The organism is Streptomyces actinomycinicus (genome assembly GCF_016741775.1).
GTDB classification, from domain to species: Bacteria; Actinomycetota; Actinomycetes; order Streptomycetales; family Streptomycetaceae; genus Streptomyces; species Streptomyces actinomycinicus.
On the sequence record NZ_JAERRK010000008.1, the window covers coordinates 140,539 to 165,903 of the forward strand.

The window sequence follows — 25,365 nt, forward strand, 5'->3', positions numbered from 1 at the left end:
GGTCATAGATGACTGAGCGTCAGAAGGACCGGCCGTGGCTCATGCGCACGTACGCCGGCCACTCCACGGCGGAGGCGTCCAACGAGCTGTACCGGCGCAACCTCGCCAAGGGCCAGACAGGGCTGTCGGTGGCGTTCGACCTGCCGACCCAGACCGGCTACGACTCCGACCACATCCTCGCCCGCGGCGAGGTCGGCCGGGTCGGGGTGCCCGTCGCGCACCTCGGTGACATGCGCCGGCTGTTCCAGGACATCCCCCTGGAGCAGATGAACACCTCGATGACGATCAACGCCACCGCCATGTGGCTGCTGGCGCTCTACCAGGTCGTCGCCGAGGAGCAGGGCGCGGACATCACCAAGCTCCAGGGCACGACCCAGAACGACATCGTCAAGGAGTACCTCTCCCGCGGGACGCACGTCTTCCCGCCGGGGCCGAGCCTCCGGCTGACGACGGACATGATCGCGTACACGGTCTCCCACATCCCGAAGTGGAACCCGATCAACATCTGCAGCTACCACCTGCAGGAGGCCGGGGCCACGCCGGTGCAGGAGATCGCGTACGCGATGTCCACCGCCATCGCCGTCCTCGACGCCGTGCGCGACTCCGGCCAGGTGCCGCAGGAGCGCATGGGTGACGTGGTCGCCCGCATCTCCTTCTTCGTGAACGCGGGCGTCCGCTTCGTCGAGGAGATGTGCAAGATGCGGGCGTTCGGCCGCATCTGGGACAAGGTCACCCGTGAGCGGTACGGCATCGAGAACCCCAAGCAGCGCCGGTTCCGGTACGGCGTCCAGGTCAACTCGCTCGGCCTGACCGAGGCGCAGCCGGAGAACAACGTCCAGCGGATCGTGCTGGAGATGCTGGCCGTCACCCTCTCCAAGGACGCACGCGCGCGTGCCGTGCAGCTCCCGGCCTGGAACGAGGCGCTGGGCCTGCCCCGGCCCTGGGACCAGCAGTGGTCGCTGCGCATCCAGCAGGTGCTCGCCTACGAGAGCGACCTTCTGGAGTACGAGGACATCTTCGAGGGCTCCAAGGTCATCGAGGCGAAGGTGGACCAGCTGGTCGCGGACGTCCTCGCGGAGATGGACCGCATCCAGGAGATGGGCGGCGCGATGGCCGCCGTGGAGTCCGGCTACCTGAAGTCGCAGCTGGTCTCCTCGCACGCCGAGCGCCGGGCCCGGATCGAGTCCGGCCAGGAGAAGATCGTCGGCGTCAACGTCTTCGAGGGCACCGAGCCGAACCCGCTCACGGCCGACCTGGACACCGCGATCCAGACGGTGGACCCGGCGGTCGAGAACCGGGTCATCGAGTCGCTGCAGCGCTGGCGGGACACCCGCTACCAGCCGCCCTTCAACCACCCGCGTCCCTGCAAGGCGCTGGAGCGGCTGAAGGAGGCGGCCAAGGGCACCGCCAACCTCATGGAGGCCACGCTGGAGTGCGCCCGCGCCGGTGTCACCACCGGCGAGTGGGCGGGCGCCCTGCGCGAGGTGTTCGGCGAGTACCGGGCACCCACGGGAGTCTCCTCGGCACCGGTCGCCGTCCCCGTCGAGGCCGGCTCCGCCCTCGCCGGGGTCCGCGCCAAGGTGGACGCCACCGCCCGCGACCTGGGCTCCGGCAAGCTGCGCTTCCTGGTCGGCAAGCCCGGCCTGGACGGGCACTCCAACGGCGCCGAGCAGATCGCCGTACGGGCCCGTGACGCCGGCTTCGAAGTGGTCTACCAGGGCATCCGGCTGACGCCCGAGCAGATCGTGGACGCCGCCCTCGCCGAGGACGTGCACGCCGTCGGCCTGTCCATCCTCTCCGGCTCGCACGCCCAGCTCGTCCCGGACGTGCTGGAACGCCTCCGTGTGGCCGGTGCCACAGATATACCGGTGATCGCCGGTGGCATCATCCCGAATGGTGACGCCGAGCAGCTCAGGGAAGCCGGAGTGGCCGCGGTCTTCACCCCGAAGGACTTCGACATCACCGGAATCATCGGCCGCATCGTCGACGAGATCCGGAAAGCGAACAAGCTCGACCCCCTGGAGGTCCCCGCATGACCACGCCCGTCAACCGTCTGCGTCCGCGGCGCTCCTGCCTCGCGGTCCCGGGAAGCAACCCCCGCTTCCTGGAGAAGGCGCAGGGCCTCCCCGCCGACCAGGTCTTCCTGGACCTCGAGGACGCGTGCGCCCCGCTCGCCAAGCCCGAGGCGCGGCACACGATCGTCAAGTTCCTCAACGAGGGCGACTGGACCGGCAAGACGCGGGTCGTGCGCGTCAACGACTGGACGACCGAGTGGACGTACCGCGACGTCGTGACGGTGGTCGAGGGCGCCGGCCAGAACCTCGACTGCATCATGCTGCCGAAGGTGCAGACGGCCCAGCAGGTCGTCGCCCTGGACCTGCTGCTCACGCAGATCGAGAAGACGATGGGCTTCGAGGTCGGCAAGATCGGCATCGAGGCGCAGATCGAGAACGCGCAGGGCCTCAACAACGTCAACGAGATCGCGCAGGCCTCTCCGCGCGTGGAGACGATCATCTTCGGCCCGGCCGACTTCATGGCGTCCATCAACATGAAGTCGCTGGTCGTGGGCGAGCAGCCGCCCGGCTACCCGGCGGACGCCTACCACTACATCCTGATGAAGATCCTGATGGCCGCCCGCGCCAACAACCTCCAGGCGATCGACGGTCCCTACCTCCAGATCCGCAACATCGACGGCTACCGCGAGGTCGCCCGGCGCGCCGCGGCCCTGGGCTTCGACGGCAAGTGGGTGCTGCACCCGGGCCAGGTCGAGGCGTCCAACGAGATCTTCTCGCCCTCCCAGGAGGACTACGACCACGCCGAGCTGATCCTGGACGCGTACGACTACTACACCTCCGAGGCGGGCGGCAAGAAGGGCTCCGCGATGCTCGGCGACGAGATGATCGACGAGGCCAGCCGCAAGATGGCCCTGGTCATCTCGGGCAAGGGCCGGGCCGCCGGCATGCAGCGCACGTCGAAGTTCGAGATCCCGGAGGCCTGAGCGCGATGCAGTTCGGACGCACCTACGAGGAGTTCGAGGTCGGGGCGACGTACAAGCACTGGCCGGGCAAGACGGTCACCGAGTACGACGACCACCTGTTCTGTCTCCTCACCATGAATCACCACCCGCTCCACATGGACACGAACTACGCCGAGAAGACGACGGACTTCGGCAAGAACGTGGTGGTCGGGAACTACATCTACTCCCTCCTGCTCGGCATGTCCGTCCCGGACATCTCCGGCAAGGCGATCGCCAACCTGGAGATCGAGTCGCTCAAGCACGTCGCGCCGACCTTCCACGGCGACACGATCTACGGCGAGACGACCGTGCTGGACAAGTGGCCGTCGAAGTCGAAGAACGACCGCGGCATCGTCTACGTCGAGACCAAGGGCTACAAGCAGGACGGCACGCTCGTGTGTGTCTTCCGCCGCAAGGTCATGGTGCCCACCGAGACGTACATCAAGGAGCGCGGCGGCGAGCAGCCGGGCCGCCCGGAACTCAAGCAGCAGGAGAAGTAGGCCATGGCCCGTCTCGCCCAGACCGCCGGTCTGACCGACGTCCAGCAGGAGATCCTCTCCACCGTCCGGGACTTCGTCGACAAGGAGATCATCCCTGTCGCGACCGAGCTGGAGCACCGCGACGAGTACCCGCAGCAGATCGTGGACGGCCTGAAGGAACTCGGCCTGTTCGGTCTGATGATCCCCGAGGAGTACGGGGGCCTGGGCGAGTCGCTGCTCACCTACGCGCTGTGCGTGGAGGAGATCGCCCGCGGCTGGATGTCGGTGTCCGGCATCATCAACACCCACTTCATCGTCGCGTACATGCTCAAGCAGCACGGCACGCAGGAGCAGAAGGACCACTTCCTGCCGAGGATGGCGGCCGGCGACATCCGGGGCGCCTTCTCGATGTCGGAGCCGGGCCTGGGCTCCGATGTGTCGGCCATCACGTCGAAGGCGGTCAAGGACGGCGACGAGTACGTCCTGAACGGCCAGAAGATGTGGCTGACGAACGGCGGTACGTCGTCCTTGGTGGCCGTTCTCGTCCGGAGTGACGAAGGACACCCCGAGGGCACCGCGCCCCACAAGTCGATGACCACCTTCCTGGTCGAGAAGGAGCCGGGCTTCGGCGAGGTCCGCCCGGGCCTCACCATCCCCGGCAAGATCGACAAGATGGGGTACAAGGGCGTCGACACCACCGAGTTGATCATGGACGGCCTGCGGATTCCGGCCGACCGGGTACTCGGAGGGGTGACCGGCCGAGGTTTTTACCAAATGATGGACGGCGTCGAGGTCGGCCGGGTCAATGTGGCGGCGCGTGGCTGCGGTGTGGCCCAGCGCGCCTTCGAGCTGGGCGTGCAGTACGCCCAGCAGCGGCAGACCTTCGGCAAGCCGATCGCCCAGCACCAGGCCATCCAGTTCAAGCTCGCGGAGATGGCCACCAAGGTCGAGGCCGCCCATGCAATGATGGTCAACGCGGCACGCAAAAAGGATTCCGGGGAACGAAACGACCTCGAGGCCGGGATGGCGAAGTACCTCGCCTCCGAGTACTGCAAGGAGGTCGTGGAGGATGCCTTCCGGATCCACGGCGGCTACGGCTTCTCCAAGGAGTACGAGATCGAGCGCCTCTACCGGGAGGCCCCGATGCTGCTCATCGGTGAAGGTACCGCCGAGATCCAGAAAATGATCATCGGGCGCAGGCTGCTCGAAGAGTATCGGTTCCAGGGCTGATTGTTCGGATTCGGGGTGTTTTCTTCGAGAAGAAGATCACACCCCGTATGCGGCCTTCAGCCGCCGACTCGGCAGACTGGCTTGCCCAGTTGCAGCCCGCGCCCGGTACGATCCCGGGAAAGCCGCCGTCCCCCGTCAGAGCGCGGCATCATCCGCTACGAAGGTCATCCATGCCCCACAGCCAAACCTCTGCACCTCGCGACAGCCGAGCCGGCGTACGCCTTGCGCGCGGAGCATCGCCGTGGCTTCTTCCGACCGTCGCCACCGCGGCCCTCAGCCTGGCCCGTGCTCGCCGTTCGGGCGTGGCCAAGGCCGTCGCCGTGCCCGCCACCGCGCTCGCGGCGGGCATGCTGTGGTTCTTCCGCGACCCCGAGCGCGAGATCACCCAGGGCCGGGTCATCTCGCCCGCCGACGGTGTGGTGCAGAGCATCATGCCGTGGAAGGACGGGCGCACCCGCGTCGCGATCTTCATGAGCCCGCTCAACGTCCACGTCAACCGCGCGCCCCTCGCGGGCACGGTGACGTCGGTCGAGCACATCCCCGGCGGCTTTGTTCCGGCTTTCAACAAGGAGAGCGAGAACAACGAGCGCGTAGTCTGGCATTTCGACACCGAACTCGGCGACATCGAGATGATCCAGATCGCCGGCGCGGTGGCCCGCCGCATCGTGCCGTACCTCCCGGAGGGCACGAAGGTCGAGCAGGGCGACCGTATCGGTCTGATCCGGTTCGGCTCGCGTGTCGACCTCTACCTGCCGGAGGGCGTGGAGGTCGCGGTCGAGGTCGGTCAGAAGACCGTGGCTGGGGTGACTCGCATTGACCGTGATTGATCCGGAAACCCAGGCGGGCTGGGTGCCCGAGGCCGATGAGGTGGACGAAGAGGAGGAGATGCCCCTCTCTCTCCGCCTGTCGATAGCGGACACCCTCACCCTGGGCAACGCCACGTGCGGCTTCATGGCGGTGTACTTCACCACCACCGGGATCCTCATCCCGCACCTCACCGGCAGCCAGGAATCCGGCATGGCCCGCCACAGCGCGGCCACGGCGGTCATCCTGATGCTCTGCGCGGCGGTGTTCGACCTGTTCGACGGCCTGGTGGCGCGGAAGCTGCGCTCCTCCCCCATGGGTGCGGAGCTGGACAACCTGTCCGACCTGATCAGCTTCGGCCTCGCGCCGGCCTACTTCGTGCTGGTCTACGGCATGGTCGCGGATGACGCGCACCAGAGAGTGGCGGCGCTCGGGGCAATCGTGGTGCTCCTGGCCGTCGTGCTCCGCCTGGCCCGCTTCTCGTGCGTGACCATGAAGGACGGCATGTTCCAGGGCATGCCCTCGCCGTTCGGCGCGCTGACGGTCGTCTCGATCGTGCTGCTGGAGCTGCCGTTCGTGGCGACGCTGCTGGCGATCCTGGGCACGGCCTGGCTGATGGTGAGCCGGGTCGAGTACCCGAAGCCGCGGGGCCGCCTCGCCGGCGCGATGCTTACCTGGATCGTGCTGTCCATGGGCCTGCTGGCGGCCTGGGCCTTCGACGCGCCCAGCGGACAGCTGCTGCTCCAGACGGGCTGCGCGCTGCAGCTGGTCATGGGCGCGGTGATCCCGCTGTTCGCCACGGCTCGGCGGGTGAACAACTTCCGCGACAACCGTCGTGAGGCTCGGGCGGCGCAGCTGCCGTAGAGCGCTTGAAAGACGAGGGGCCCCTTACCCGGGTTGGGTAAGGGGCCCCTCGCTTGTGCGCCCGCCCTGGGGGCTCCGCCCCCGACCCCCCGCCTTCCCACCCGCCCAGCCGACTCGGCCGGCTGGAAAGGTGCCGCGCAGGGGCCGGTCGGCCAGGGAGGCGCCGCGCCGGGGTTCCGGTCGGCTGGAAAGGTGCCGCGCCAGCGTCCCGGTCGGCCAGGAAGGCGCCGCGCCGGGGCCGGTCGGCTGGACAGGGGTAGCGCTGGGCGGCGCGGTCGGCTGGGCGGGTGCCCTCTCGGCCTGCCGAGTCGGGTGGTGGGTGGGCAATGGGCCGGGGGTCTGGGGGCGGAGCCCCCAGGGGCCTCAGGCCAAGCGGTCCTCAGCGATCCGGGCGGCGACCCGTTCAAGGATCGGTCCGGCGTCCGCGATGCACTTCGCCACGTCCGGCTCGACGGACGTCAGGGGGTAGGCCTGGGCAATGCCGGCCCGGAGCAGTGCCTCCGCCGGGAGGGCAAGCCGGCCGCAGACCGCCACGACGTCCTTGCCCGCGGCCCGCGCCGCCGAGGCCACCCCCGCCGGCGCCTTCCCGTGCAGCGTCTGCTCGTCCAGCGACCCCTCACCGGTGATGACCAGCGAGGCCCGCTCCAGGGCGGGCGCGAAGCCCAGCACGTCCAGCATGACCTCGATGCCGGGCCGGAAGCGGGCACCCAGCAGGAGGGCGCCGTAGCCGATGCCGCCCGCCGCACCCGCGCCCGGGGACGCCGCGTACTCGGCGGCCCGCGGCCCGGCCTCCGCCTCCAGCACCTTCGCGAAGTGGGCCAGCGCCGCGTCCAGCGTCTCTACGTCCTCCGGCGACGCGCCCTTCTGCGGGCCGTACACGGCGGGCGCGCCCTTCGGCCCGGTCAGCGGGTTGTCGACGTCGCTTGCGAGGACCAGCTCGACCGAGGACAGCCGCGGGTCGAGACCGGACAGGTCCGCGCGGGCGAGGTCGGCCAGTCCGCCGCCGCCCGGCGCCACCGGCTCCCCGTCCTCGTTCAGGAACCGGGCGCCCAGCGCGGCCAGCATGCCCGCACCGCCGTCCGTCGTGGCGCTGCCGCCGACGCCGAACACGATGGTGCGCGCGCCCGCGTCCAGCGCGGCGCGCAGGAGTTCCCCGGAGCCGTACGTGGACGCGGTCAGCGGGGCGAAGACACCGGCCGGCAGCCGCTGGAGCCCGCTCGCCTCGGCCATCTCCACGACCGCCGTGCCGTCGCGCAGCGCGAACGCGGCCGTCACCTCCTGGCCGAGCGGTCCGGCGACCCGGACCTCGTGCCGCTCGAAACCGGCCGCGACCGCCGCGTCCACGGTCCCGTCGCCGCCGTCGGCCACGGGCAGCGCCTCGACCTCGAGGTCCGGCACGACCCTGCGCAGCCCGGCCGTCACCCGCTCGGCGACCTGCACGGCCGTCAGCGAGCCCTTGAACTTGTCCGCGGCGATGAGCACCCGACGGGTCTCGTTCACTGCAGCGTCCGCCACCTTGTCTTCCCCTTGCTCTCCGGGCCCCGCACACGTCGGGGCCAGTCGCGCCGCTGTGACCATAACCGCAGGACACCCCCGCCGTCATGCGCCGCCCGAACGGTGGGAAGCCGCGGGGAGCCGGCCGGGCAGAACGGGTACACCCCTGCCATGGGTACCCAGGGCACCGGACCGGACCTCGCCGACCGCATCCTCGGCGGCTGGCTCGGCCGGATCGCGGGCAACATGCTCGGCAAGCCGGTCGAACAGGGCGAGGTGTGGACCCGCGACCGCATCGACCGCTATCTGCGCCGGGCCGCGGCCCTGCCGCTGACCGACTATCTCCCCGAGCCCGCCGACCCGGCCGAGGCCGCCGTGCTGCGCCCGGAGTGGCGCCAGTGCGTGCGCGGCCGGATCCACGGCAGCTGCCGGGACGACGACGTGGACTACGCGATCCTCGGCCTGCACCTGCTGGAGACGCACGGCTTCGGCTTCAGCACCGAGCAGGTCGGCGACCTGTGGCTGCTCAGGCTGCCGTACCTGCAGACGTTCACGGCGGAGCGGGCCGCCTACCGCAACCTGGCGAACGGGATGAAGCCGCCGCTGACGGCGACGTACGACAACCCGTACCAGGAGTGGATCGGCGCGCTGATCCGCGCGGACGTCTACGGCTGGACCTGCCCCGGTGACCCCGTCCGGGCCGCCGGTCTGGCCCGCCGGGACGCGGTGCTGTCGCACACCGGCAACGGCGTCTACGGCGCCATGTGGGCCGCCGCGCTGGTCTCGGCGGCCTTCACCGCCCCGGCCGTGCGGGACGCGCTGCAGGCCGCGCTCGGCGTGATCCCGGCGAGCAGCCGCCTCGCCCGTACCGTCCGCCGGGTCGCGACCCTGCACGAGACGCGGCTGCCCTGGGAGGAGACGCTGGCGACCGTGGCCGCGGAGACCGCCGGACTCGGCTGGATCCACACCGTCCCGAACGCGGCCGTCCTCGTCGCCGGGCTGCTGTACGGCGACGGCGACTTCACCCGGACCATCGCCCTGACCGTGCGCGGTGGTCTGGACACCGACTCCAACGGCGCGACAGCCGGTTCGGTGGCCGGCGTGCTCACCGGCGCGGCCGCCATTCCGGCCCAGTGGCAGGACCCGCTGGAGGACACGGTCCGCAGCGCGGTGTTCGGCTTCGACGGCGTACGGATCAGTGCGCTGGCCGAACGCACCCTGCGCCTGGTGACGAGCGGGACGTAGCGGCGGAGCGGCTGGTTACCCTTCCTGGATGACCACCACTCCTGACTTCGCCGCGTACATCGCGGGCCTGCCGCGCGTCCTCGCCGGTGCCGCCGCGCTCTTCCGGGACGCCGAGGGCCGGGTGCTGCTCGTCGAGCCCAACTACCGTGAGGGCTGGGCGCTTCCGGGCGGCACGATCGAGTCCGACGACGGGGAGACCCCGCGGCAGGGCGCCCGCCGGGAGACGCTGGAGGAGATCGGGCTCGACCGGGAACTCGGCCGGCTGCTGGCCGTGGACTGGGTGCACGGCGCGGGCCTGCCCCCGCTGGTGGCGTACCTGTACGACGGCGGGATCCTCACGGAGGCCGATCTGAAGGCCGTGCGCCTGCAGGAGGAGGAACTGCTGTCCTGGCGGCTGGTCGCCCGTGACGAACTCGCCGCGCACCTGCCGGAGGTGCTCGGCCGCCGCGTGCTGACCGCCCTGGACGTCCTCGCCGACGGCTCGGGCACGGCGGAACTGGAGAACGGCCACCGGGTGGCATGACGGCCACCCCGCGCCCCCGGGCGGCCCCCCTCCACAGGCCACCTCGCACCAACCGCTCAGCCTTCCCACCCGGACCGCTCAGGCCTCGCCCCGGCCGCTCAGCCGGACGGCCTGCGGCCGTTTATCCGTTCGCCGCGGCACGACGCCCCGCCCTACCCTCGGTGCCATGACCAAGCCGCTCGTCGCCGTCTTCACCGGGGCCGGCATCTCGACCGACTCCGGCATCCCCGACTACCGCGGTCCGAACGGGCTGTGGCGGCGGGATCCGGAGGCCGAGAAGCTCGTGACGTACGAGTACTACATGGCGGATCCGGAGATCCGGCGGCGGGCCTGGCGGATGCGGCGCGAGAACGCGACGACGGCGGTCGAGCCGAACGCCGCGCACCGGGCAGTCGTGGAGCTGGAGCGGTCCGGCGTCCCGGTGCGGGTGATCACACAGAACGTGGACGGCCTGCACCAGCTCGCCGGGATGCCCGACCGCAAGGTGCTGGAACTGCACGGCAGCGCGCGGAGCGTGGTGTGCACGCAGTGCGGGGCGTGCGGGCCGATGGAGGAGGTCCTGGCCCGGGTGGACGCCGGTGAGGACGACCCGGCCTGCCTGGCGTGCGGGGGCGTCCAGAAGTCCGCGACGGTGATGTTCGGCCAGCGGCTGGACCCCGTCGTCCTGGGCCAGGCCCTGTCGATCAGCAAGGCGTGCACGGTGTTCGTCGCCGTCGGCAGCAGTCTTCAGGTGCAGCCCGCCGCCGGCCTGGTCGGGGTCGCCGCCGACAACGGCGCCCACCTGATCATCGTCAACGCCGAGCCGACGCCGTACGACGAACTCGCGCAGGAGGTCGTCCGCGAGCCGATCGGCACCGCCCTGCCCGAACTCCTGCGCCGCCTGCGGAGCCAGGAGACCTGGGGCCGGGCGCCGTCCGCCGGGCCGGGGGGCTGAGGGCCGGGGGCCTGAGGGCCGGGGGTGGCGGGTCTGTTCCGTAGTGCCACGTCGCACGGCGAGCCCGGCCGGACCGCGAGGTTCGTCGCGGTCCGGCCGGGGCTGTGGTCACCTGACGTCGACGACCTTCATGTTGTACGGGAAGCCGGAGGAGCCGCAGTTGAGCGTCGCCGCCTTCTCCATGCCCCGCGTGCGGTAACCCTCGGTGCCCTTGTAGGGGCCCCGGGCGCCGCCCGGGCCGCCGCAGTACGCCTGCACGTTCCAGGTGCCGCTGCCCGACCTGCACCAGCCGACGGCCACGTGCTCATTGGTGTGCGACACGTACGCGGTACAGCCGGTCGGTCCGCCCGGTACCGCCTGTGCCGACGGCGCGATACCCAGCGTCACGCCCGCGCCCAGCAGGCCGATCGTCGACGCGGCCGTTGCGAACCTCTTGAGTGTGCTGGTCATGCACTCCCCCGTTCGGATTCGAAAGGATCTTCTAACCCGCGCGACGGTAGTCGGGCACAGGAACAGGCGCGTCATTCCGGAGGATGAGCAAGTAGCCGCTCCTTGTGGTGTATTGCCCGCCCACCCCCGCTGACCGGCACCCGCGTCAGGCGTCAGAAGAGGGCCGTTCCCGCCTCGAAGTGGAGCAGGCGGCGTTTGCGGTCCAGGCCGCCGCCGTAGCCGGTGAGGTCTCCGCCCGCGCCGATCACTCGGTGGCAGGGCACGATGATGCCGACCGGGTTCTTGCCGTTGGCGAGGCCGACGGCGCGGGACGCCTTGGGATTGCCGAGGGTTTCGGCGAGTTCGCCGTAGGTGCGGGTCTCGCCGTACGGGATGCGGGTCAGCTGCTGCCAGACGCTGCGCTGGAACAGGGTGCCGTGCAGGCGGAGTTCGACCGTGAACTCCTTCAACTCGCCCGCGAAGTAGGCCGACAGCTGCTCCTCTGCCGCCGCGAAGGGGGCGTCGTCACGTGCGCCGAACGTCTCCTCGGGAGGGCGGTGGCGCTGGTCGGTCATGTAGAGGCCGCACAGGGCGCCGTCGTCGGCGACGAGGGTGAGCGGGCCGTAGGGGCTGTCGATGACGGTGTGCTGCTTCATGTCGTGGTCCTCAAGCCGGCAGGTGGTTGATGGGGTGGGTGTCGGTCGCCCACAGGTACTGGACCGCGTACGCCCGCCAGGGGCGCCAGCTCGCCGCGCGGGCGGTGAGCGCGGCCGGGGTGGACGGCAGGCCCAGTTCCGCGGCGGCGCGCCGGACGCCGAGGTCGGTGGGGAGGAAGGCGTCGGGGTCGCCGAGGGCGCGCATGGCGATGACGTCCACGGTCCACGGGCCGAAGCCGGGCAGCTCGAGCAGTCGCGCGCGCGATTCCGCCCAGTCCGCCTCCACACCCAGGTGCAGGGTGCCGGCCGCCAACCGGCTCACGAGGGTGGTGAAGGTGGTGCGCCGGGTGCGGGGCATCGCCAGGGTCCCTGGATCGACGCCGGCCAGCGCCTCGGGGGACGGGAAGAGGTGGGTGAGGCCGCCCTCGGGGTCGTCCAGGGGCTTGCCGTGCGCGGTGACCAGGCGGGCCGCGTGGGTGCGGGCGGCGGCCGTGGACACCTGCTGCCCGAGCACGGCACGGACGGCGAACTCGGCCTCGTCGACCGTGCGCGGCACCCGGCGGCCGGGCGCCTTGTCGACGAGCGGCGCGAGCAGCGGGTCGGCGCGCAGCCGGTCGTCCACGGCGACGGGGTCGGCGTCCAGGTCGAGCATGCGGCGGCAGCGGCTGATGGCCACGGTCAGGTCGCGCAGGTCGCTCAGGGTGAGGCGGCAGGCGATGTGGTCGGGGCGGGGGGCGAGGGCCACGATGCCGTGGCCGTACGGCAGCCGCAGCGTGCGCCGGTAGGCGCCGTCGCGCCACTCCTCGACGCCGGGTACCGCCGTGGCGGCGAGGTGGCCGAAGAGGTTGGACGGCTCGAGCGGGGCGCGGAACGGCAGCCGCAGGGTGAGCGCGCCCGGGGTGCCCGTGCCCGTACCGCTCCTCGGTGCCCGGGAGCGCAGGTCGCTCGGGGACAGGGCGAAGACCTCGCGGACGGTGTCGTTGAAGGTGCGGATGGAGGAGAAGCCGGCCGCGAACGCGATCTCCGCCATGGGCAGCGGTGTGGTCTCGATGAGCAGCCGCGCGGTCCGGGCGCGCTGGGCACGGGCCAGCGCGAGGGGTCCGGCGCCCAGCTCGGCGAGCAGCTGCCGCTCCACCTGCCGGGTGCTGTAGCCGAGCCGGGCGGCGAGTCCGGGTACGCCCTCGCGGTCCACGACACCGTCGGCGATCAGCCGCATGGCGCGGGCCACCAGGTCGGCGCGCTGGTTCCACTCCGGGGAGCCCGGGCTGGTGTCCGGGCGGCACCGCTTACAGGCGCGGAACCCGGCCTGCTGGCAGGCGGCGGCGCTCGGGTAGAACGTCATGTTCTCCGGCTTGGGCGGCACGACGGGGCAGCTCGGCCGGCAGTAGATCCGGGTGGTCAGGACGGCCGTGAAGAACCACCCGTCGAACCGCGCGTCCTTGGACTGCACGGCGTGTACGCAGCGTTCCCGGTCGAGGTGCATTCCCCTGTGCATTCCGGTGTGCGTTCCTGCGTGCGTCCCGCTCCGCACACTGGTCCGCGTCCCGGTCTGAACGCCTGCCTCCGTCCCGGTCTCCGTCGCGGTCTCCGTCGCGGTTTCCGTCCCCGCCCCCGCCGCCGGCCGAGTGCCGGTGCCTGTCCGGCCGCCCGGCTGCTTCCCTGGCCGACGGGCTGTGCGAATGCCTTCGTGCATTCCTGTCTGCATGCCTCCAGCATCGGCCACCGGGGTCCCCGCGGCTGGCGGAAATCCGACACCTACGTGGGCCTGGCCAGCAGCCCGACGCGCGCCGGTCTTCGGCAGCTACGGCTTCCTCTGGTCCCTCGGCTAGTCCCTCGGCTAGTCCCTCGGCTGCACGCTCGGTTCGCTGCTCGGCGAGCCGCCGGTGCGGGCCGGCGGAGCCCGGACCCGGTCAGCCGGTGTGCCCGTGGCGGAATCTGGTGATCCAGTCGGCGGTGGCCCGCAGTCCGCCGAAGGTGTAGAAGTGCACCTTCACCTCGCCGTGGCGTCCGGCGTCGTACCGCTCGGCCAGGGTGTGCAGGAAGCGGTCCGGACCGGTCGTACCCATGAGGTTGGTCAGCGAGAACCCGTACTTGCGGGCCACGGAGGCGCTGGTGCCGATGCCGAAGCGGGTGGCGTAGCCGAGCAGCCGGCGCACGCCGGCCGGGCCGGGGACGCCGATGCGGACGGGCAGGTGCACGCCCCGGGCGCGGAGGGCCTCGAGCCAGGCGAGGACGGGGTCGACGTCGAAACCGAACTGGGTGATGACGTCACCGGTGAACCGGTGGGCGCCGATGGCCGCCGCCTTGTCCGTGAGCGCGGACCACAGGACCCGGTCGGCTATGCCGGGGTGGCCCTCCGGGTAGCCGGTGATGCCCACGTGCCGGACGCCGTGGTGCTGGAGCAGCCCGGTGCGCAGCACGGCGAGCGCGTCCTCGTAGGGGCCCTCGGGCCGGGCGGGGTCGCCGCCGACCACGAACACGTTCCCGGCCGTACCGTCCGCGGCCAGCCCGGCCAGGAACTCCTCCAGGGCGGGCCGGGAGGGCAGGCGCCGCGCGGAGATGTGCGGTACGGGCACGAAACCGAGCCGTTTGACCGCGCGGGCGGCGGTCAGCCGTACGCCGGTGTCCTCACCGGCCAGGAAGGTGATGTTGATGCGGGTGCCCGGCGGGATGCTGTCGCGCGCCTCCTCCAGCCCCGGTACGTCCTTGCCGGTCATCTCCAGGGAGAAGTCGTCCAGCAGGGAGCTGCTCCGCCCCGGGCTCCCGGCGCCGTGCGGGCGGGGGGTGCTGCCCTCGGGCGGGGCGCTGAGAGCGGGGTTCATCGTGCTCCTCGTACTGCTCGTACGGCTGTGGTCCTGACGCCCGGCCGATGATGTCACGCGGTCCGCCGGGACCGGGGACCCGGGGGCGGGGGGCCGCGGGCCCGGTTGTGGACCGGCCGGCCGGGCCTGCTTTGGTCCTGGTCACCGGACCATCGGCCCGGGCAGGGTGGTGTTCCCGATCACCGAGGAGGTTCTGTTGAGCACGTCGTCGATCCCCGGTCCCCGAGTGGTGGGGGCCTGACATGCGATTCCGGCATGCGGAGGCGATCCGGACCGGGTTCCCGGAGCTGGCCGCCGGCGCGCTGTACGCCGGCGGCGTCGGCACGGCCGTGGACACCGGGCCGCGCGCCGCCGAGTACACCGCCCGGGCCGCGGCCCGGCTGGCCCACGCCACCGAGGGTGAGTTCCCCGAGGTGCTGGCGTGGCGGCGGGCGTTCACCAGGATGGGGCTGAAGCCGACCCAGTACCGGTCCGCCTCGGAATCACTGCTGCGCCGGCTGCGCAAGGTGGGATCGCTGCCGCGCATCCATCCGCTGGTGGACCTGTGCAACGCCATCTCGGTGGCGTACGCGGTACCGGTCGCCGTTCTCGACGTCGACCGGATCGCCTGGCCGCTGCTGGAGGTGCGCCCGGCCGCCGGGGACGAGACGTACACCGCGTTCGGCGGCGCCCTCGAACAGCCCGCGCCCGGCGAGGTGACCTTCGTCGACTCCGCGGGGCGGGCGCACGCCCGGCGCTGGACCCATCGGCAGAGCGGCCTCTCGGCGGTCGGTGCGCACACCGGCCGGGTGCTGGTGGTGACGGAGGCCGTGCACGACGGGGGCGCGGAGGTCGTGGCCGAGGTGCTCAAGACGGTCGAGGAGGAGGTGGCGGCGCACTGGGGGGTCGCCACGCAGTCGGCCGTGCTCGCCCCGGACGCGCCCGAGTTCGTCTTCGGGGTCTGACGCGTCCGGGTTCGTCTCTGACGCGCCCGGGTTCGTCTTCGGGGCCTGAGCCGCTCCCGGGCGGGCCGGGAGGAGATCCGAGCCGGGCCCGCAGGCCCGTGGCGGTCCGGCGGCGCAGGCGAGCAGCGGTGACCGCGGAGCAGCAGTGACGGCGGAACAGCAGTGTCCGCGGAGCAGCGGTGACCGTGGAACAGCAGTGACGCGGAACAGCAGTGACCGCGGAGCAGCGGTGACCGCGGAGCAGCGGATGGCAGCATGGCCACGGTGAGCGAGGAGCGGAGGCCGGCGGTGTCGACGGGGGCGGTCGAGGCACGGGGGGCAGCTGGGGGCGCCGGGGAGGTCGCGGTGCGGGGATCCGACTTCCTGCAGCTGGCGGTGGCCGACGTCCCGGCCCTCGGGAAGGCCGAGTGGCTGGCCGGGCGGTTGCGGCAGGCGATCGGCGACGGCCGGCTGGTGGTGGGCAGCAGGCTGCCGCCCACCCGGGTGCTCGCCGCGGACCTCCGCGTCTCCCGCGGGGTGGTGACCGAGGCGTACCGGCGGCTCGCCGAGGACGGCCAGGTGGAAGGCCGTCGGCGGGGCGGCACGGTGGTGGTCGCGGCACCGTTCGCAACGAAGGCGGGCGTGCGCGGGGGCACGCGTGCCGCGCAGGCGGGGTCCGGTGCTCCGCTGTTCCTCCGCGAGCCCGGTGCCGAGGTCTTCGACGCGCTGCGGGCCGCGCCCGCCGCCGTCGACCTCACTCCCGGCCGCCCGGACCTCACCGCCTTCCCGCGTGCCGCCTGGCTGCGTGCCGAGCGTGCCGTTCTCGGCGAGCTGTCGGCCGACCACCTCGGCTACGGCGATCCGCGCGGCACACCCGCGCTCCGGCGGGCCGTCGCAGACTGGCTGGCGCGGGTACGAGGCGTACGCGTGGAGCCGGACGCGGTGCTGATCGTCGCGGGCACCGCGCAGGCGCTGACACTGTTGCACCCGGTGCTGCGGGCGGACGGCGTCGACGCGGTCGCGGTGGAGGATCCGGGGTCGCTGGGGGCCCGCCAGCACCTGCTCGCCGGCGGTCTGACCACCCCGCCGGTGCCGGTCGACGAGGACGGTGTGCGGGTGGACGCACTGCGGGCGACCGGCGCCGGGGCCGTGCTGCTCACGCCCGCCCACCAGTTCCCCACCGGCGTGGTGACCAGCGGTGAACGCCGGCGCGAGCTGCTGGGCTGGGCGCGCGACGGCGGGCTGATCCTGGAGGACGACTACGACGCCGAGCACCGTTACGACCGGCCGCCGGTCCCCGCGCTGCGGGCGATGCTGGCCGACCGGGTCTGCTACATGGGCAGCGTGTCGAAGCTGCTCGCACCGGCGCTGCGGATCGGCTGGCTGGTGGCACCGGCCCGGTACCGGGCGCGGCTGGTCACCGCCAAGCGCTTCAACGACCTGGGCAACGCGGTGCTGCCGCAGCTGGTGCTCGCCCGGCTCATGGAGTCCGGTGAACTGGAGCGCCGTCTGCGGCTGTTGCGCCGGCGCCACCGCACGCGCCGGGACGCCATGATCACCGCGCTCGCCGGGCACCTCCCGGGTGCCCGGGTGCACGGGGCCGCGGCGGGCCTGCATCTGACGGTGACGTACGAGTCGGACGTGCCCGACACGGAGTTCGCCGCCGCGGCGCTCGCCCGAGGTGTGAAGTGCCAGCCGCTGTCCTGGCACCGGCAGGTGCCGGGACAGCCCGGCCTGGTCCTCGGCTACGCGGCCACCCCCGCGGGTGTCATCGCCGAGGGCGTGGCGCTGCTCGGCGAGACACTGCGTTCACTGGGCCGGCCGCTCGCCCGGCCCGCGGCCCGCCGCTTCCTGACGGGACGCCAGGGCCCAGATGACGAAGACGTCGATCGCCATCATGACCAGCGACCAGATGGGCTGGTACGGCAGGAACAGGAACTGCGCGATGAGGCTGAGGGAGGCGAGGAAGATACCGGCGAAGCGGGCCCACGCCATGTCCTTGAGCAGACCGATGCCGGTGATCAGTACCAGAGCACCGATGATGATGTGGATCGTGCCCCAGCCGGTGAGGTCCCACCGGTAGACGTAGGTGCCGACGCGGGCGTAGACGTCGTCCTCGACCACGGCGGCTATCCCCTGGAAGACGGCGAGGATGCCGCCGCACAGCATCAGGGCCCCGGCGAACGTGACACCGCCGGTCACCCAGCCGGTGCCCTGGTCCGCGGGCTGCCGCGGCGGCCATGAGCCGCTCGACGGGGCCGGTCCGCTGGGCTGCGCTGCCTGGCTCATGAGCGTGTCCTTTCTGCCTCCCCCGTTCCGTACGGTGCCCGCTCCCGGGGAGCCCACGGGCACTTCGAGCCTGGTGCGCCGGGCCTCCGCCCGCACCGCGGGCTACGCCGTCCGGGTGATGCCCGACGCCACGGCGGGCCGGTGCTCCCGGGGGCGGCGGCGGGCGAGCACGAACGCCGCCGCCCCGGCTTCACCAGGTCACCGGCAGGCGCAGCGGGAAGCGGCGGATGGTCCCGGCGTCCCACTCGATGTCCTCCGGCTCGACGGACAGACGCAGCTTCGGGAAGCGAGTCAGCAAGCCGGTGACCGCGCTCTCCAGCTCCGCCCGCGCGAGGGGTGCGGCGAGGCAGTGGTGGCCGCCCCAGCCGAACGTCATGTGCGGGCGTACCGGCCGTTCCAGGTCGAGCGTGTGCGGGTCCGGGAAGACGGCGGGGTCGCGGTTCGCGGCCAGGTAGGACACGTGCACGTAGTCGCCGGCGCGGATCGTGGTTCCCTCGACCTCCGTGTCCTCGAGCGCCAGCCGGGGGATGCCCACGCCCTTGCGGAAGGGGATGAACCGCAGCAGCTCCTCCAGCGCGCCGGGGAACCGGCCGGGGTCGCGAGCGAACTCGGCACATTCCGCGGGCCGGGTCAGCAGCAGGTAGGCGATGTTGCTGATCTGGCAGGTCGCGGTGTCGTTGCCGCTGAGGATCAGCGTCACGGCGAGGACCGCCAGCTCGTCGTCGGTCAGTGGTTCCTCGCCCTCCGGCACGGGGGCCGTGGCCATCGCGCTCAGCAGGTCCTCGCCCGGTGAGCCGCGCCGGGCGGGCACCAGTTCGGCGAAGTAGGCCCGCAGGCCGGCCTTGGCCTCGGCCGCGTCCCGCCGGGCGTCCGGCGAGGTGGCCAGCAGCCGCATCGTCAGCTCCCGCAGCCGGTCGCGGTCGGCCTCGGGCACGGCGAGCAGCTCACAGATGGTCAGGTGGGGCAGTGGGACCGACAGATGGGTCACCAGGTCCGCGGGCGGTCCCGCCTCGTCCATCGCCGAGAGCAGCCCGGCCACCACCCGGTCCACGGCCGGCCGCATGCGTGCCACCCGGTCCCGGGTGAACGCCTGGGCCGCCGCGTGCCGCAACCGGGTGACGTGCGGCGGGTCGGTCACGTTGATCGACTCCGGGGACACGATGGGCTCGGGCGTCATCCTCGGGTAGTCGCGCCCGACGATCGCCGCCCGGCTGAACCGCGGGTCGCACGTCACCTGACGCACTCCCGCGAAGCTGGTCACCAGCCACGCCTCGGCCTCGCCGTAGGGCAACCGGATCCGGCTGACCGGGCCCTGTTGCGCCAACGAGGCCAGCGCGGGGTCGTACTCCAGCGCGTCGGCGAAGTCGAAGGGACAGTCGAGCACCGTGTCGTGGGACGACATACAGCCTCCTTTGAGCGCTGCTGGGCACGCCACTGAGCGCTGCCGGGCACGCCACTTCCGAGGGCGTCGGCATCGGGCGCACGGGCCGTCCACGAGACGCCTGGACAACGTTGTCCGAGGGAGCCGGCACCGCGTCGGTGACGCACAGAACCGGTCCCCCGGCCGACCTCGTGCGGGTCACGCACCGGAGACGTACTGGCCGAGGCGTGCGCAGCGGCACCGCGCCCGGTGGGCCGCACTTCCGGGCCCAGGGCACCCGTGCGCACCCGCTGGAGGTCAGCCCTCCCAACTATGCGGCAGTCCGGCGCACCTCGCAGCACGGGCGCCCCGGGCGACGGACCGTCGGCTCGGCCGGTCCTTCCTCGGCTTCCCGACGACGGGGCAGGCCCGTGGCCTCCGGGACACGAGGACACCAGGGCCGGCGCGGCCGGCGAGGCCGGGCGGCCGGGGGCCCCTCAGCGGAGCTGCGCGGCGAACGCCTCGTACGCCCGCTCGTCGAAGAGGACGAAACGGGCCTCCTCGACGGAGGTCGGTGCGCTCCGGACGGCCGCCACGGCGATCCGGGCGGCGTCCTCCATCGGCCAGCGGTAGACGCCGGTAGAGACGGCCGGGAACGCGACCGTACGGGCGCCGAGTTCGTCGGCGACGCGCAGGGACTCGCGGTAGCAGGAGGCGAGCAGGTCCGAGCGGTCCTCGGTGGCGGACCAGACGGGGCCCACGGTGTGGATCACCCAGCGGGCGTCCAGGTCGCCGGCCGTGGTGGCGACCGCCCGGCCGGTGGGCAGCCCCTTGCCGTACCGGGAGGCGCGCAGGGCGCGGCAGTCCGCCAGGACGGCGGGGCCGCCACGGCGGTGGATCGCCCCGTCCACGCCACCGCCGCCGAGCAGGGAGGAGTTCGCCGCGTTCACGATCGCGTCGGCGCTCTGCCGGGTGATGTCGCCCTGGACGAGGGTGATGGTGGTCATGTCTGCCTCAGTCTCCGCCAGACGGCCTTGGCCGCGTTGTGGCCCGACATGCCGTGCACGCCGGGGCCGGGCGGGGTGGCCGAGGAGCAGATGAAGACCGCCGGGTGGGGGGTGTGGTACGGGAACAGGGAGATCTTCGGGCGCAGCATCAGCTGGAGGCCGGAGGCCGCGCCGCAGGCGATGTCGCCGCCGACGTAGTTGGCGTTGCGGGCGGCCATCTCGGCGGGGCCGGCGGTGGCGCGGGCGAGCACGCGGTCGCGGAAGCCGGGTGCGAAGCGTTCCAGCTGGCGTTCTATGGCGTCGGTGAGGTCCCCGGACCAGCCGTTCGGCACATGGCCGTAGGCCCAGAAGACGTGCTTGCCCTCGGGGGCGCGGGTGGGGTCGGCCACGCTGGGCTGCACGGTGATCATGAAGGGTCTGTCGGGGGCGCGGCCCTCGCGGGAGGCGGCGCGCAGGGCGGCGCCGATCTCGGCCCGGCTGGCGCCGATCTGGACGGTGCCGGCGGTGCGGGCCTCGGGCGCGGTCCAGGGCACCGGCCCGTCCAGCGCGTAGTCGATCTTGAAGACGCTGGGGCCGTAGCGGTAGTTCGCGTAGTAGTCGCCGAAGCCGGCGATGCGGGCGAGCGCGGCGGGCGAGGTGTCGAAGACGTAGGCGCGCGCCGGCGGCAGGTCGTCCAGGCGCTTGACCTCGTAGTCCGTGTGGATCTCGCCGCCGAGGTCCGTCAGGTAGGCGGCCAGGGCGTCGGAGACGGACTGGGAGCCACCGCGGGCCACCGGCCAGCCGCGGGCGTGCGCGGCCAGGGCGAAGACCAGTCCGACGGCGCTGGTGGCCGGTCCGCTGAGCGGTGCCATCACATGGGCGACCAGGCCGGCGAAGACGGCCTTGATCTGCTCGTCCTTGAAGCGGCGCATCAGCCAGGTGGACGGCGGCAGCCCGACGAGGCCGAAGCGGGCCAGGGTGACGGGGTCGCGCGGGAGCGCGGTCAGTGGCAGGGACATGAAGTCCCGGGCCAGGGTGTCCCAGCGCGCGAGGAGCGGCTTGACCAGTCTGCGGTACGAGCCCGCGTCCCGGGGTCCGAAGGAGGCGGCGGTCTCGGCCACGGACCGGGACAGCACGGCCGCGGTCCCGTCCGGGAACGGGTGGGCCATGGGCAGCGGGGCGTGCAGCCATTCGAGGCCGTAACGCTCCAGCGGCAGGGCGCGGAACGCCGGGGAGTTGATGCCGAGCGGGTGGGCGGCCGAGCACGGGTCGTGCCGGAAGCCGGGCAGGGTCAGTTCCTCGGTACGGGCGCCGCCGCCGACCGTGGAGTGGGCCTCGAACAGGGCGACGGAGAAGCCGCGGCGGGCCAGCTCCACGGCAGCGGTCAGCCCGTTCGGCCCCGCACCCACCACGACCGCATCGAGCATCGACGGCACCTTCGGACCCCTTCGTCAGCCGACGGCCATTCGGGATCAGGATATGCCCGGGCGCCGACGGTCCCCCGGCCCGGGTGTCCCCGGGAGCGTCAGGAGCCCGTGCCGTCCGGGCACCGGTGCTCCCCCGGCCCGGCCGGTCCCGGGAGCGTCAGGAGCCCGTGTTCAGCAGGCCGGCGATGCGGCGGGCGGTGGCGGCGTCGCGGGCGGCGGTGAACGGCAGGGCGTTGCCGCCGGTGATGCGGAAGGGCTCGCCGGTCAGGGTGAGGTGGGTGCCGCCCGCCTCCTCGACCAGGAGCAGACCGGCCGCGTGGTCCCAGGCGGCCTCCCAGGAGAAGGCGACGGCGTCCAACCGGCCGCTTGCGACGGCGAGATACTCCAGGCCGGCCGAGCCGCATGGGCGCGGGGCGAGGCCGTCGGTCCACAGGGCGCGCAGCGCGCCCTTCTGCTCGTCGGTGGTGTAGTCGGGGTGGGAGGTGGCGACGACGAGGTCCCGGCCGGGTGCGGGCGGGCCGGCGAACAGCCGCTGCCCGTCGAGGAAGGCGCCCCGGCCGCGGACGGCGGTGGCGAGCTGGTCGCGCGCCGCCGCGTAGGTCCAGGAGGCGATCACCGTGCCCCGGTGGGCGAGCGCGACGAGCGTGCAGAAGCCGTCGTCGCCGTGCACGAACTGGCGGGTGCCGTCGACCGGGTCGACGATCCAGACCGGCGCGTCGCCCTGAAGCGCCTCGTACACCGCGGGGTTGGCGTGCACCGCTTCCTCACCGACGACCACCGATCCGGGCAGCAGGGCGCCGAGGTCCTCGGTGAGCCGCAGCTCGGCGAGCCGGTCGGCGTCCGTGACCAGGTCGTGCGGCCCGCTCTTCTGGTCCACCTCGTGCTCGGCTAGGCGGCGGAAGCGGGGCAGGATCTCGGCCGCGGCGGCCTTGCGCACCGCTTCCTCCACGTCGGCCGAGCAGCGCGCGAGAAACTCTTCGATGGTTTCCGTTCCTTCGAACATGTCCCCCATGAGAGCACGCCCCACTGACAATCCCCGCCCCGCCGGTGAACGTCAGGTGGATTCGAGATGAAATGCGGGGGTTCGGGACCGGCTGTCAGCGGCCGACGGCGTACCCCTGCATGCCGCGCGGGTTCGCCGCCGCCGACAGGACTCCGGTCTCCGGGTCCCGGGCCACGGCGCACAGGCGCCCTTCGGACCAGGCGGGGCCGACGGTGACGTCGTGACCGCGGCGCCGCAGTTCCTCGGTCACCCCGGGGTCGGTGCGGGACTCCACGGTCACGCTGCCCGGGCGCCGGCCGCGCGGGTGGAAGGAGCTGGGGAAGCTGTCGTTGTGCCAGTTCGGGGCGTCGACGGCGCCCTGCAGGTCGAGACCGCCGCGGACGGGGGCGCCGAGGGCGACGGCGAGGAAGAAGTGCAGCTGCCACTGGTCCTGCTGGTCGCCGCCGGGCGTGCCGAACGCCATGACCGGCACCCCGCCGCGCAGCGCGAGGGACGGGGTGAGGGTGGTGCGGGGACGGCGGCCCGGGGTGAGCGAGTTGGGCAGGCCCTCCTCCAGCCAGGCCATCTGCAGGCGCGTGCCGAGCGGGAAGCCCAGCTCGGGGACGACGGGGTTGGACTGCAGCCAGCCGCCGCTGGGCGTGGCCGCGATCATGTTGCCCCAGCGGTCCACGACGTCGAGGTGGCAGGTGTCGCCCCGGGTCGTGCCGTCGGCGGCCACCTGTGCCTCGCCGGTGGCCTGCGCGACGGCGGGCCGGCCCGGCAGCGGCGCCACGGTCGGCTCGCCGGCACCCATCGGATCGAAGCCGGGCTCCCGGGCAGCGTCGACGCGCGTGTACGCGGGCAGCCGGGGGGCGCGCCCGCCGGGGCTGCCGGGGCGCAGCTCGTGGACGGCCTTCTCGCCGACGAGGGCCCGCCGCCCGGCGTTGTAGCCGTCCGACAGCAGGTCCGCGAGGGGCACCTCGGCGGCGTCCCCGTACCAGGCCTCACGGTCGGCCATGGCGAGCTTGCAGCCCTCGATCAGCAGGTGGACGTAGTCGGCGGAGCCGTGGGCGGGCAGCTCGGCCGGGAGCAGGGCGAGTTGCTGGAGCAGTACGGGGCCCTGGCTCCAGGGGCCGGCCTTGCACACCGTCCAGCCGTCGAAGTCGTAGGTCACCGGTGTCTCGTAGGTCGCGGACCAGTCGGCGAGGTCGGTCCCGGTGAGGGTGCCGGTGTGCCGTTCGCCGCTGGTGTCCGTCGTGGGCCGCCGGGACTGCCGCACCAGGGCCTCGGCGATGAAGCCGGTCCGCCAGGCCTCGCGCGCGGCGTCGATCCGGGCCTCCCGGCCGCCCGCGCGTGCGGTCTCGGTCAGCAGCCGCTTCCAGGTGGCGGCGAGCGCGGGGTTGCGCAGCAGGGCGCCGGGCCGGGGCGGGCGGCCGCCCGGCAGGTACACCTCGGCCGAGGACGTCCACTCGGTCTCGAACAGCCGCCGTACGCTCTCGACGGTCGCGCCGACGTTCTCGACGGGCGCGTGCCCGTGCTCGGCGTAGCCGATGGCGTACTTCAGCACGTCTTCCAGGGACTTGGTGCCGTGGTCGCGCAACAGGAGCAGCCAGGCGTCGAAGGCGCCGGGAACGGCGGCGGCGAGCGGTCCGGTGCCCGGTACGAGGTCCAGTCCGAGCCCCCGGTAGTGCGCGGCCGTGGCGCCCGCCGGGGCCACGCCCTGCCCGCAGAGCACACGCACGGCACCGCCCGCCGGGGCGAGCATGATCGGCACCTCGCCGGCCGGGCCGTTGAGGTGCGGCTCCACGACGTGCAGCACGAAGGCCCCGGCCACGGCCGCGTCGAAGGCGTTGCCGCCGTCCTCCAGGACCGCCATCGCCGACTGGGCGGCCAGCCAGTGCGTGGCGGAGACCATGCCGAAGGTGCCCTGGAGGGTGGGCCGGGTGGTGAACCGCATCTCTCACCTCGTCGTCCGTGCCGACCGGTCACGCCTGTCCCGCCGGTCCACTGCTCCCAGGGTGCCCCGGCACGCCCCGGGAGTCCCGCCCCCGCACCGATCAGGATCCTGGAACCTCCTTGAGCGGGACAGAGGTTGATGCCGTACCAGAGGGAAACGCCCGGAGTGCCGCGAAGGGGAGCGGACCTTGACAGGGGTTCGCGTCCGGCGGAACGTGATGCTCTTCCGAGATGTGACGGGGGGACCTTGGACGTCATCTCGCTGGCCGAACTGGTGGAGTTCGTCGTCGCGGTGCCCGGTCAGCACAACCTGACGGGCAGTCTGGAGGACTTCGCCCGCCTGTTGCGCGAAGAGAGCCTTTCCAGCCTCGATTCGGCCTGTCCCGGAGCCTTCGCGTTCCTCGTCTTCCATCCGGCCGCGGACGGCCCGGTGGGGGACTACGTACGCCGTGGGACGCTGGCGTCGGACACCGGCCCCCGTGTCCTGGCCTTCTTCACCCTCGACCCGGACGCCGTCGCATCCCCCCCGTTCCCGTACGTCCCCGGTGTGCGGGTGAACACCGAGGTGCACGTCGCGTACGAGGTCACCAGGGCGCTGTTCGCTCCGCACACCCCACCCGCGCTGCCCGGTGTGGTCCTGGTGGGGCAGCTGTCCGGCACGCACGACGCGATCTACGTGCCCCTGGGGGACCTGCCGGACGAGGACGGGGTGCGTTCCCGGCTGCGGAGCGTGTTCACGCTGGCCGGCCAGGCGCTGGAGGGCCCGGCCGGCCGGGAGGGCTTCGCGGACCGCACGGCGAAGGCGTTACTGGCCCAGGGCGTCCCGTGCCGGCGTTCCGGGCGGCGCAGCATCGGCGAGTGGCTGGCCGGCGCCTACCACCTCCTGGCCCGCCACGGCCTGGAACTGATGACCGTGCTCGGCGGCACGCTCGCCGGAAGGAACTGA

The 25,365-nt window shown here is 72.8% G+C and carries 22 protein-coding genes and 1 pseudogene; 12 read left to right on the plus strand and 11 right to left on the minus strand.

Annotation, left to right across the window (positions count from 1 at the left end; all coding sequences use genetic code 11):
• Positions 1-8: 8 nt before the first annotated feature.
• The 6 genes from JK359_RS18380 to pssA all read left to right on the plus strand — a co-directional run bounded on the left by JK359_RS18380 (position 9) and on the right by pssA (position 6,393).
• Positions 9-2,036: an ethylmalonyl-CoA mutase gene (locus tag JK359_RS18380; RefSeq protein ID WP_201836881.1), complete on the plus strand. Its 2,028-nt coding sequence runs from the start codon at positions 9-11 to the stop codon at positions 2,034-2,036.
• On the plus strand, positions 2,033-2,998 hold the full coding sequence (locus tag JK359_RS18385) for an HpcH/HpaI aldolase/citrate lyase family protein (protein ID WP_055537694.1): 966 nt from the start codon (positions 2,033-2,035) through the stop codon (positions 2,996-2,998). Before JK359_RS18380 ends, JK359_RS18385 begins: the two co-directional genes overlap by 4 nt.
• 5 nt (positions 2,999-3,003) lie before the next feature.
• Positions 3,004-3,516 (plus strand): MaoC family dehydratase, encoded by a 513-nt coding sequence (locus tag JK359_RS18390; protein ID WP_019757884.1) that lies wholly within the window; start codon positions 3,004-3,006, stop codon positions 3,514-3,516.
• Positions 3,517-3,519: 3 nt separating this feature from the next.
• Positions 3,520-4,725 carry an acyl-CoA dehydrogenase family protein gene (locus JK359_RS18395; RefSeq protein ID WP_201836883.1) on the plus strand — a complete coding sequence of 402 codons (1,206 nt, stop codon included), beginning with the start codon at positions 3,520-3,522 and terminating at the stop codon, positions 4,723-4,725.
• 170 nt (positions 4,726-4,895) lie between these two features.
• Positions 4,896-5,552 carry a phosphatidylserine decarboxylase gene (locus JK359_RS18400; RefSeq protein ID WP_201836885.1) on the plus strand — a complete coding sequence of 219 codons (657 nt, stop codon included), beginning with the start codon at positions 4,896-4,898 and terminating at the stop codon, positions 5,550-5,552.
• 22 nt (positions 5,553-5,574) lie between these two features.
• Positions 5,575-6,393: a CDP-diacylglycerol--serine O-phosphatidyltransferase gene (gene pssA, locus JK359_RS18405; protein WP_201837191.1), complete on the plus strand. Its 819-nt coding sequence runs from the start codon at positions 5,575-5,577 to the stop codon at positions 6,391-6,393.
• A gap of 363 nt (positions 6,394-6,756) precedes the next feature.
• Here pssA and JK359_RS18410 read toward each other — a convergent pair whose 3' ends face one another.
• Positions 6,757-7,893, minus strand: a complete 1,137-nt coding sequence (locus JK359_RS18410; RefSeq protein ID WP_201836887.1) for a glycerate kinase — start codon at positions 7,891-7,893, stop codon at positions 6,757-6,759.
• Positions 7,894-8,058: 165 nt separating this feature from the next.
• Between JK359_RS18410 and JK359_RS18415 the strand changes: the two genes are divergently transcribed.
• The 3 genes from JK359_RS18415 (at position 8,059) to JK359_RS18425 (ending at position 10,589) form a co-directional block, all read left to right on the plus strand.
• Positions 8,059-9,132 carry an ADP-ribosylglycohydrolase family protein gene (locus JK359_RS18415; protein ID WP_201836889.1) on the plus strand — a complete coding sequence of 358 codons (1,074 nt, stop codon included), beginning with the start codon at positions 8,059-8,061 and terminating at the stop codon, positions 9,130-9,132.
• Between the two features lie 28 nt (positions 9,133-9,160).
• Entirely contained in the window at positions 9,161-9,655 is a 495-nt protein-coding gene (locus JK359_RS18420; protein WP_201836891.1) for an NUDIX domain-containing protein, read from the plus strand.
• 166 nt (positions 9,656-9,821) lie between these two features.
• Positions 9,822-10,589 carry an SIR2 family NAD-dependent protein deacylase gene (locus JK359_RS18425; protein WP_201836893.1) on the plus strand — a complete coding sequence of 256 codons (768 nt, stop codon included), beginning with the start codon at positions 9,822-9,824 and terminating at the stop codon, positions 10,587-10,589.
• A 108-nt stretch (positions 10,590-10,697) separates the two neighbouring features.
• Here JK359_RS18425 and JK359_RS18430 read toward each other — a convergent pair whose 3' ends face one another.
• The 4 genes from JK359_RS18430 to JK359_RS18445 form a co-directional block, all read right to left on the minus strand.
• Positions 10,698-11,039 carry a hypothetical protein gene (locus JK359_RS18430; RefSeq protein ID WP_201836895.1) on the minus strand — a complete coding sequence of 114 codons (342 nt, stop codon included), beginning with the start codon at positions 11,037-11,039 and terminating at the stop codon, positions 10,698-10,700.
• 152 nt (positions 11,040-11,191) lie between these two features.
• A complete protein-coding gene (locus JK359_RS18435) occupies positions 11,192-11,674 on the minus strand; it encodes a methylated-DNA--[protein]-cysteine S-methyltransferase (RefSeq protein ID WP_201836897.1) in 483 nt (160 codons plus the stop codon).
• Positions 11,675-11,684: 10 nt separating this feature from the next.
• On the minus strand, positions 11,685-13,157 hold the full coding sequence (locus tag JK359_RS18440; RefSeq protein WP_201837193.1) for an AlkA N-terminal domain-containing protein: 1,473 nt from the start codon (positions 13,155-13,157) through the stop codon (positions 11,685-11,687).
• Positions 13,158-13,584: 427 nt separating this feature from the next.
• Positions 13,585-14,391, minus strand: a complete 807-nt coding sequence (locus JK359_RS18445; protein ID WP_201837195.1) for a methylenetetrahydrofolate reductase — start codon at positions 14,389-14,391, stop codon at positions 13,585-13,587.
• A 347-nt stretch (positions 14,392-14,738) separates the two neighbouring features.
• On the opposite strand from JK359_RS18445, the gene JK359_RS18450 reads away from it, so the two are divergent.
• Both JK359_RS18450 and pdxR read left to right on the plus strand, forming a co-directional pair.
• On the plus strand, positions 14,739-15,440 hold the full coding sequence (locus JK359_RS18450) for a B3/B4 domain-containing protein (protein WP_201836899.1): 702 nt from the start codon (positions 14,739-14,741) through the stop codon (positions 15,438-15,440).
• Between the two features lie 255 nt (positions 15,441-15,695).
• Positions 15,696-17,234: pseudogene (gene pdxR, locus JK359_RS18455) on the plus strand (MocR-like pyridoxine biosynthesis transcription factor PdxR); the annotation flags it as partial.
• Here pdxR and JK359_RS39170 read toward each other — a convergent pair.
• The 6 genes from JK359_RS39170 to JK359_RS18480 all read right to left on the minus strand — a co-directional run bounded on the left by JK359_RS39170 (position 17,229) and on the right by JK359_RS18480 (position 24,420).
• Positions 17,229-17,708, minus strand: coding sequence for a DUF7144 family membrane protein (locus tag JK359_RS39170; RefSeq protein WP_236678086.1), 480 nt, complete (start codon positions 17,706-17,708; stop codon positions 17,229-17,231). The pseudogene pdxR and the gene JK359_RS39170 sit on opposite strands and share 6 nt — an antisense overlap.
• Positions 17,709-17,898: 190 nt before the next feature.
• Positions 17,899-19,110: a cytochrome P450 gene (locus tag JK359_RS18460; RefSeq protein WP_201836901.1), complete on the minus strand. Its 1,212-nt coding sequence runs from the start codon at positions 19,108-19,110 to the stop codon at positions 17,899-17,901.
• Between the two features lie 455 nt (positions 19,111-19,565).
• Positions 19,566-20,075, minus strand: a complete 510-nt coding sequence (locus JK359_RS18465; RefSeq protein ID WP_201836903.1) for an O-acetyl-ADP-ribose deacetylase — start codon at positions 20,073-20,075, stop codon at positions 19,566-19,568.
• Positions 20,072-21,490 carry a phytoene desaturase family protein gene (locus JK359_RS18470; protein WP_201836905.1) on the minus strand — a complete coding sequence of 473 codons (1,419 nt, stop codon included), beginning with the start codon at positions 21,488-21,490 and terminating at the stop codon, positions 20,072-20,074. Before JK359_RS18470 ends, JK359_RS18465 begins: the two co-directional genes overlap by 4 nt.
• A 148-nt stretch (positions 21,491-21,638) precedes the next feature.
• Positions 21,639-22,484, minus strand: a complete 846-nt coding sequence (locus JK359_RS18475) for an inositol monophosphatase family protein (protein WP_201836907.1) — start codon at positions 22,482-22,484, stop codon at positions 21,639-21,641.
• 94 nt (positions 22,485-22,578) lie between these two features.
• Entirely contained in the window at positions 22,579-24,420 is a 1,842-nt protein-coding gene (locus tag JK359_RS18480; protein ID WP_201836908.1) for a gamma-glutamyltransferase family protein, read from the minus strand.
• Between the two features lie 246 nt (positions 24,421-24,666).
• On the opposite strand from JK359_RS18480, the gene JK359_RS18485 reads away from it, so the two are divergent.
• Positions 24,667-25,365, plus strand: coding sequence for a hypothetical protein (locus JK359_RS18485; RefSeq protein ID WP_201836910.1), 699 nt, complete (start codon positions 24,667-24,669; stop codon positions 25,363-25,365).

Bases quoted from the DNA above. Each gene is read 5' to 3' on its own strand.
- JK359_RS18475 (WP_201836907.1), bottom strand. From the start codon at position 22,484: ATGTTCGAAGGAACGGAAACCATCGAAGAGTTTCTCGCGCGCTGCTCG.
- JK359_RS18425 (WP_201836893.1), top strand. From the start codon at position 9,822: ATGACCAAGCCGCTCGTCGCCGTCTTCACCGGGGCCGGCATCTCGACC.
- JK359_RS18440 (WP_201837193.1), bottom strand. From the start codon at position 13,157: ATGCACCTCGACCGGGAACGCTGCGTACACGCCGTGCAGTCCAAGGAC.
- JK359_RS18465 (WP_201836903.1), bottom strand. From the start codon at position 20,075: ATGACCACCATCACCCTCGTCCAGGGCGACATCACCCGGCAGAGCGCC.
- JK359_RS18430 (WP_201836895.1), bottom strand. From the start codon at position 11,039: ATGACCAGCACACTCAAGAGGTTCGCAACGGCCGCGTCGACGATCGGC.
- JK359_RS18445 (WP_201837195.1), bottom strand. From the start codon at position 14,391: ATGACCGGCAAGGACGTACCGGGGCTGGAGGAGGCGCGCGACAGCATC.
- JK359_RS18380 (WP_201836881.1), top strand. From the start codon at position 9: ATGACTGAGCGTCAGAAGGACCGGCCGTGGCTCATGCGCACGTACGCC.
- JK359_RS18435 (WP_201836897.1), bottom strand. From the start codon at position 11,674: ATGAAGCAGCACACCGTCATCGACAGCCCCTACGGCCCGCTCACCCTC.
- JK359_RS18390 (WP_019757884.1), top strand. From the start codon at position 3,004: ATGCAGTTCGGACGCACCTACGAGGAGTTCGAGGTCGGGGCGACGTAC.
- JK359_RS18420 (WP_201836891.1), top strand. From the start codon at position 9,161: ATGACCACCACTCCTGACTTCGCCGCGTACATCGCGGGCCTGCCGCGC.
- JK359_RS18450 (WP_201836899.1), top strand. From the start codon at position 14,739: ATGCGATTCCGGCATGCGGAGGCGATCCGGACCGGGTTCCCGGAGCTG.
- JK359_RS18400 (WP_201836885.1), top strand. From the start codon at position 4,896: ATGCCCCACAGCCAAACCTCTGCACCTCGCGACAGCCGAGCCGGCGTA.
- JK359_RS18415 (WP_201836889.1), top strand. From the start codon at position 8,059: ATGGGTACCCAGGGCACCGGACCGGACCTCGCCGACCGCATCCTCGGC.
- JK359_RS39170 (WP_236678086.1), bottom strand. From the start codon at position 17,708: ATGAGCCAGGCAGCGCAGCCCAGCGGACCGGCCCCGTCGAGCGGCTCA.
- JK359_RS18395 (WP_201836883.1), top strand. From the start codon at position 3,520: ATGGCCCGTCTCGCCCAGACCGCCGGTCTGACCGACGTCCAGCAGGAG.
- JK359_RS18460 (WP_201836901.1), bottom strand. From the start codon at position 19,110: ATGTCGTCCCACGACACGGTGCTCGACTGTCCCTTCGACTTCGCCGAC.
- JK359_RS18480 (WP_201836908.1), bottom strand. From the start codon at position 24,420: ATGCGGTTCACCACCCGGCCCACCCTCCAGGGCACCTTCGGCATGGTC.
- JK359_RS18385 (WP_055537694.1), top strand. From the start codon at position 2,033: ATGACCACGCCCGTCAACCGTCTGCGTCCGCGGCGCTCCTGCCTCGCG.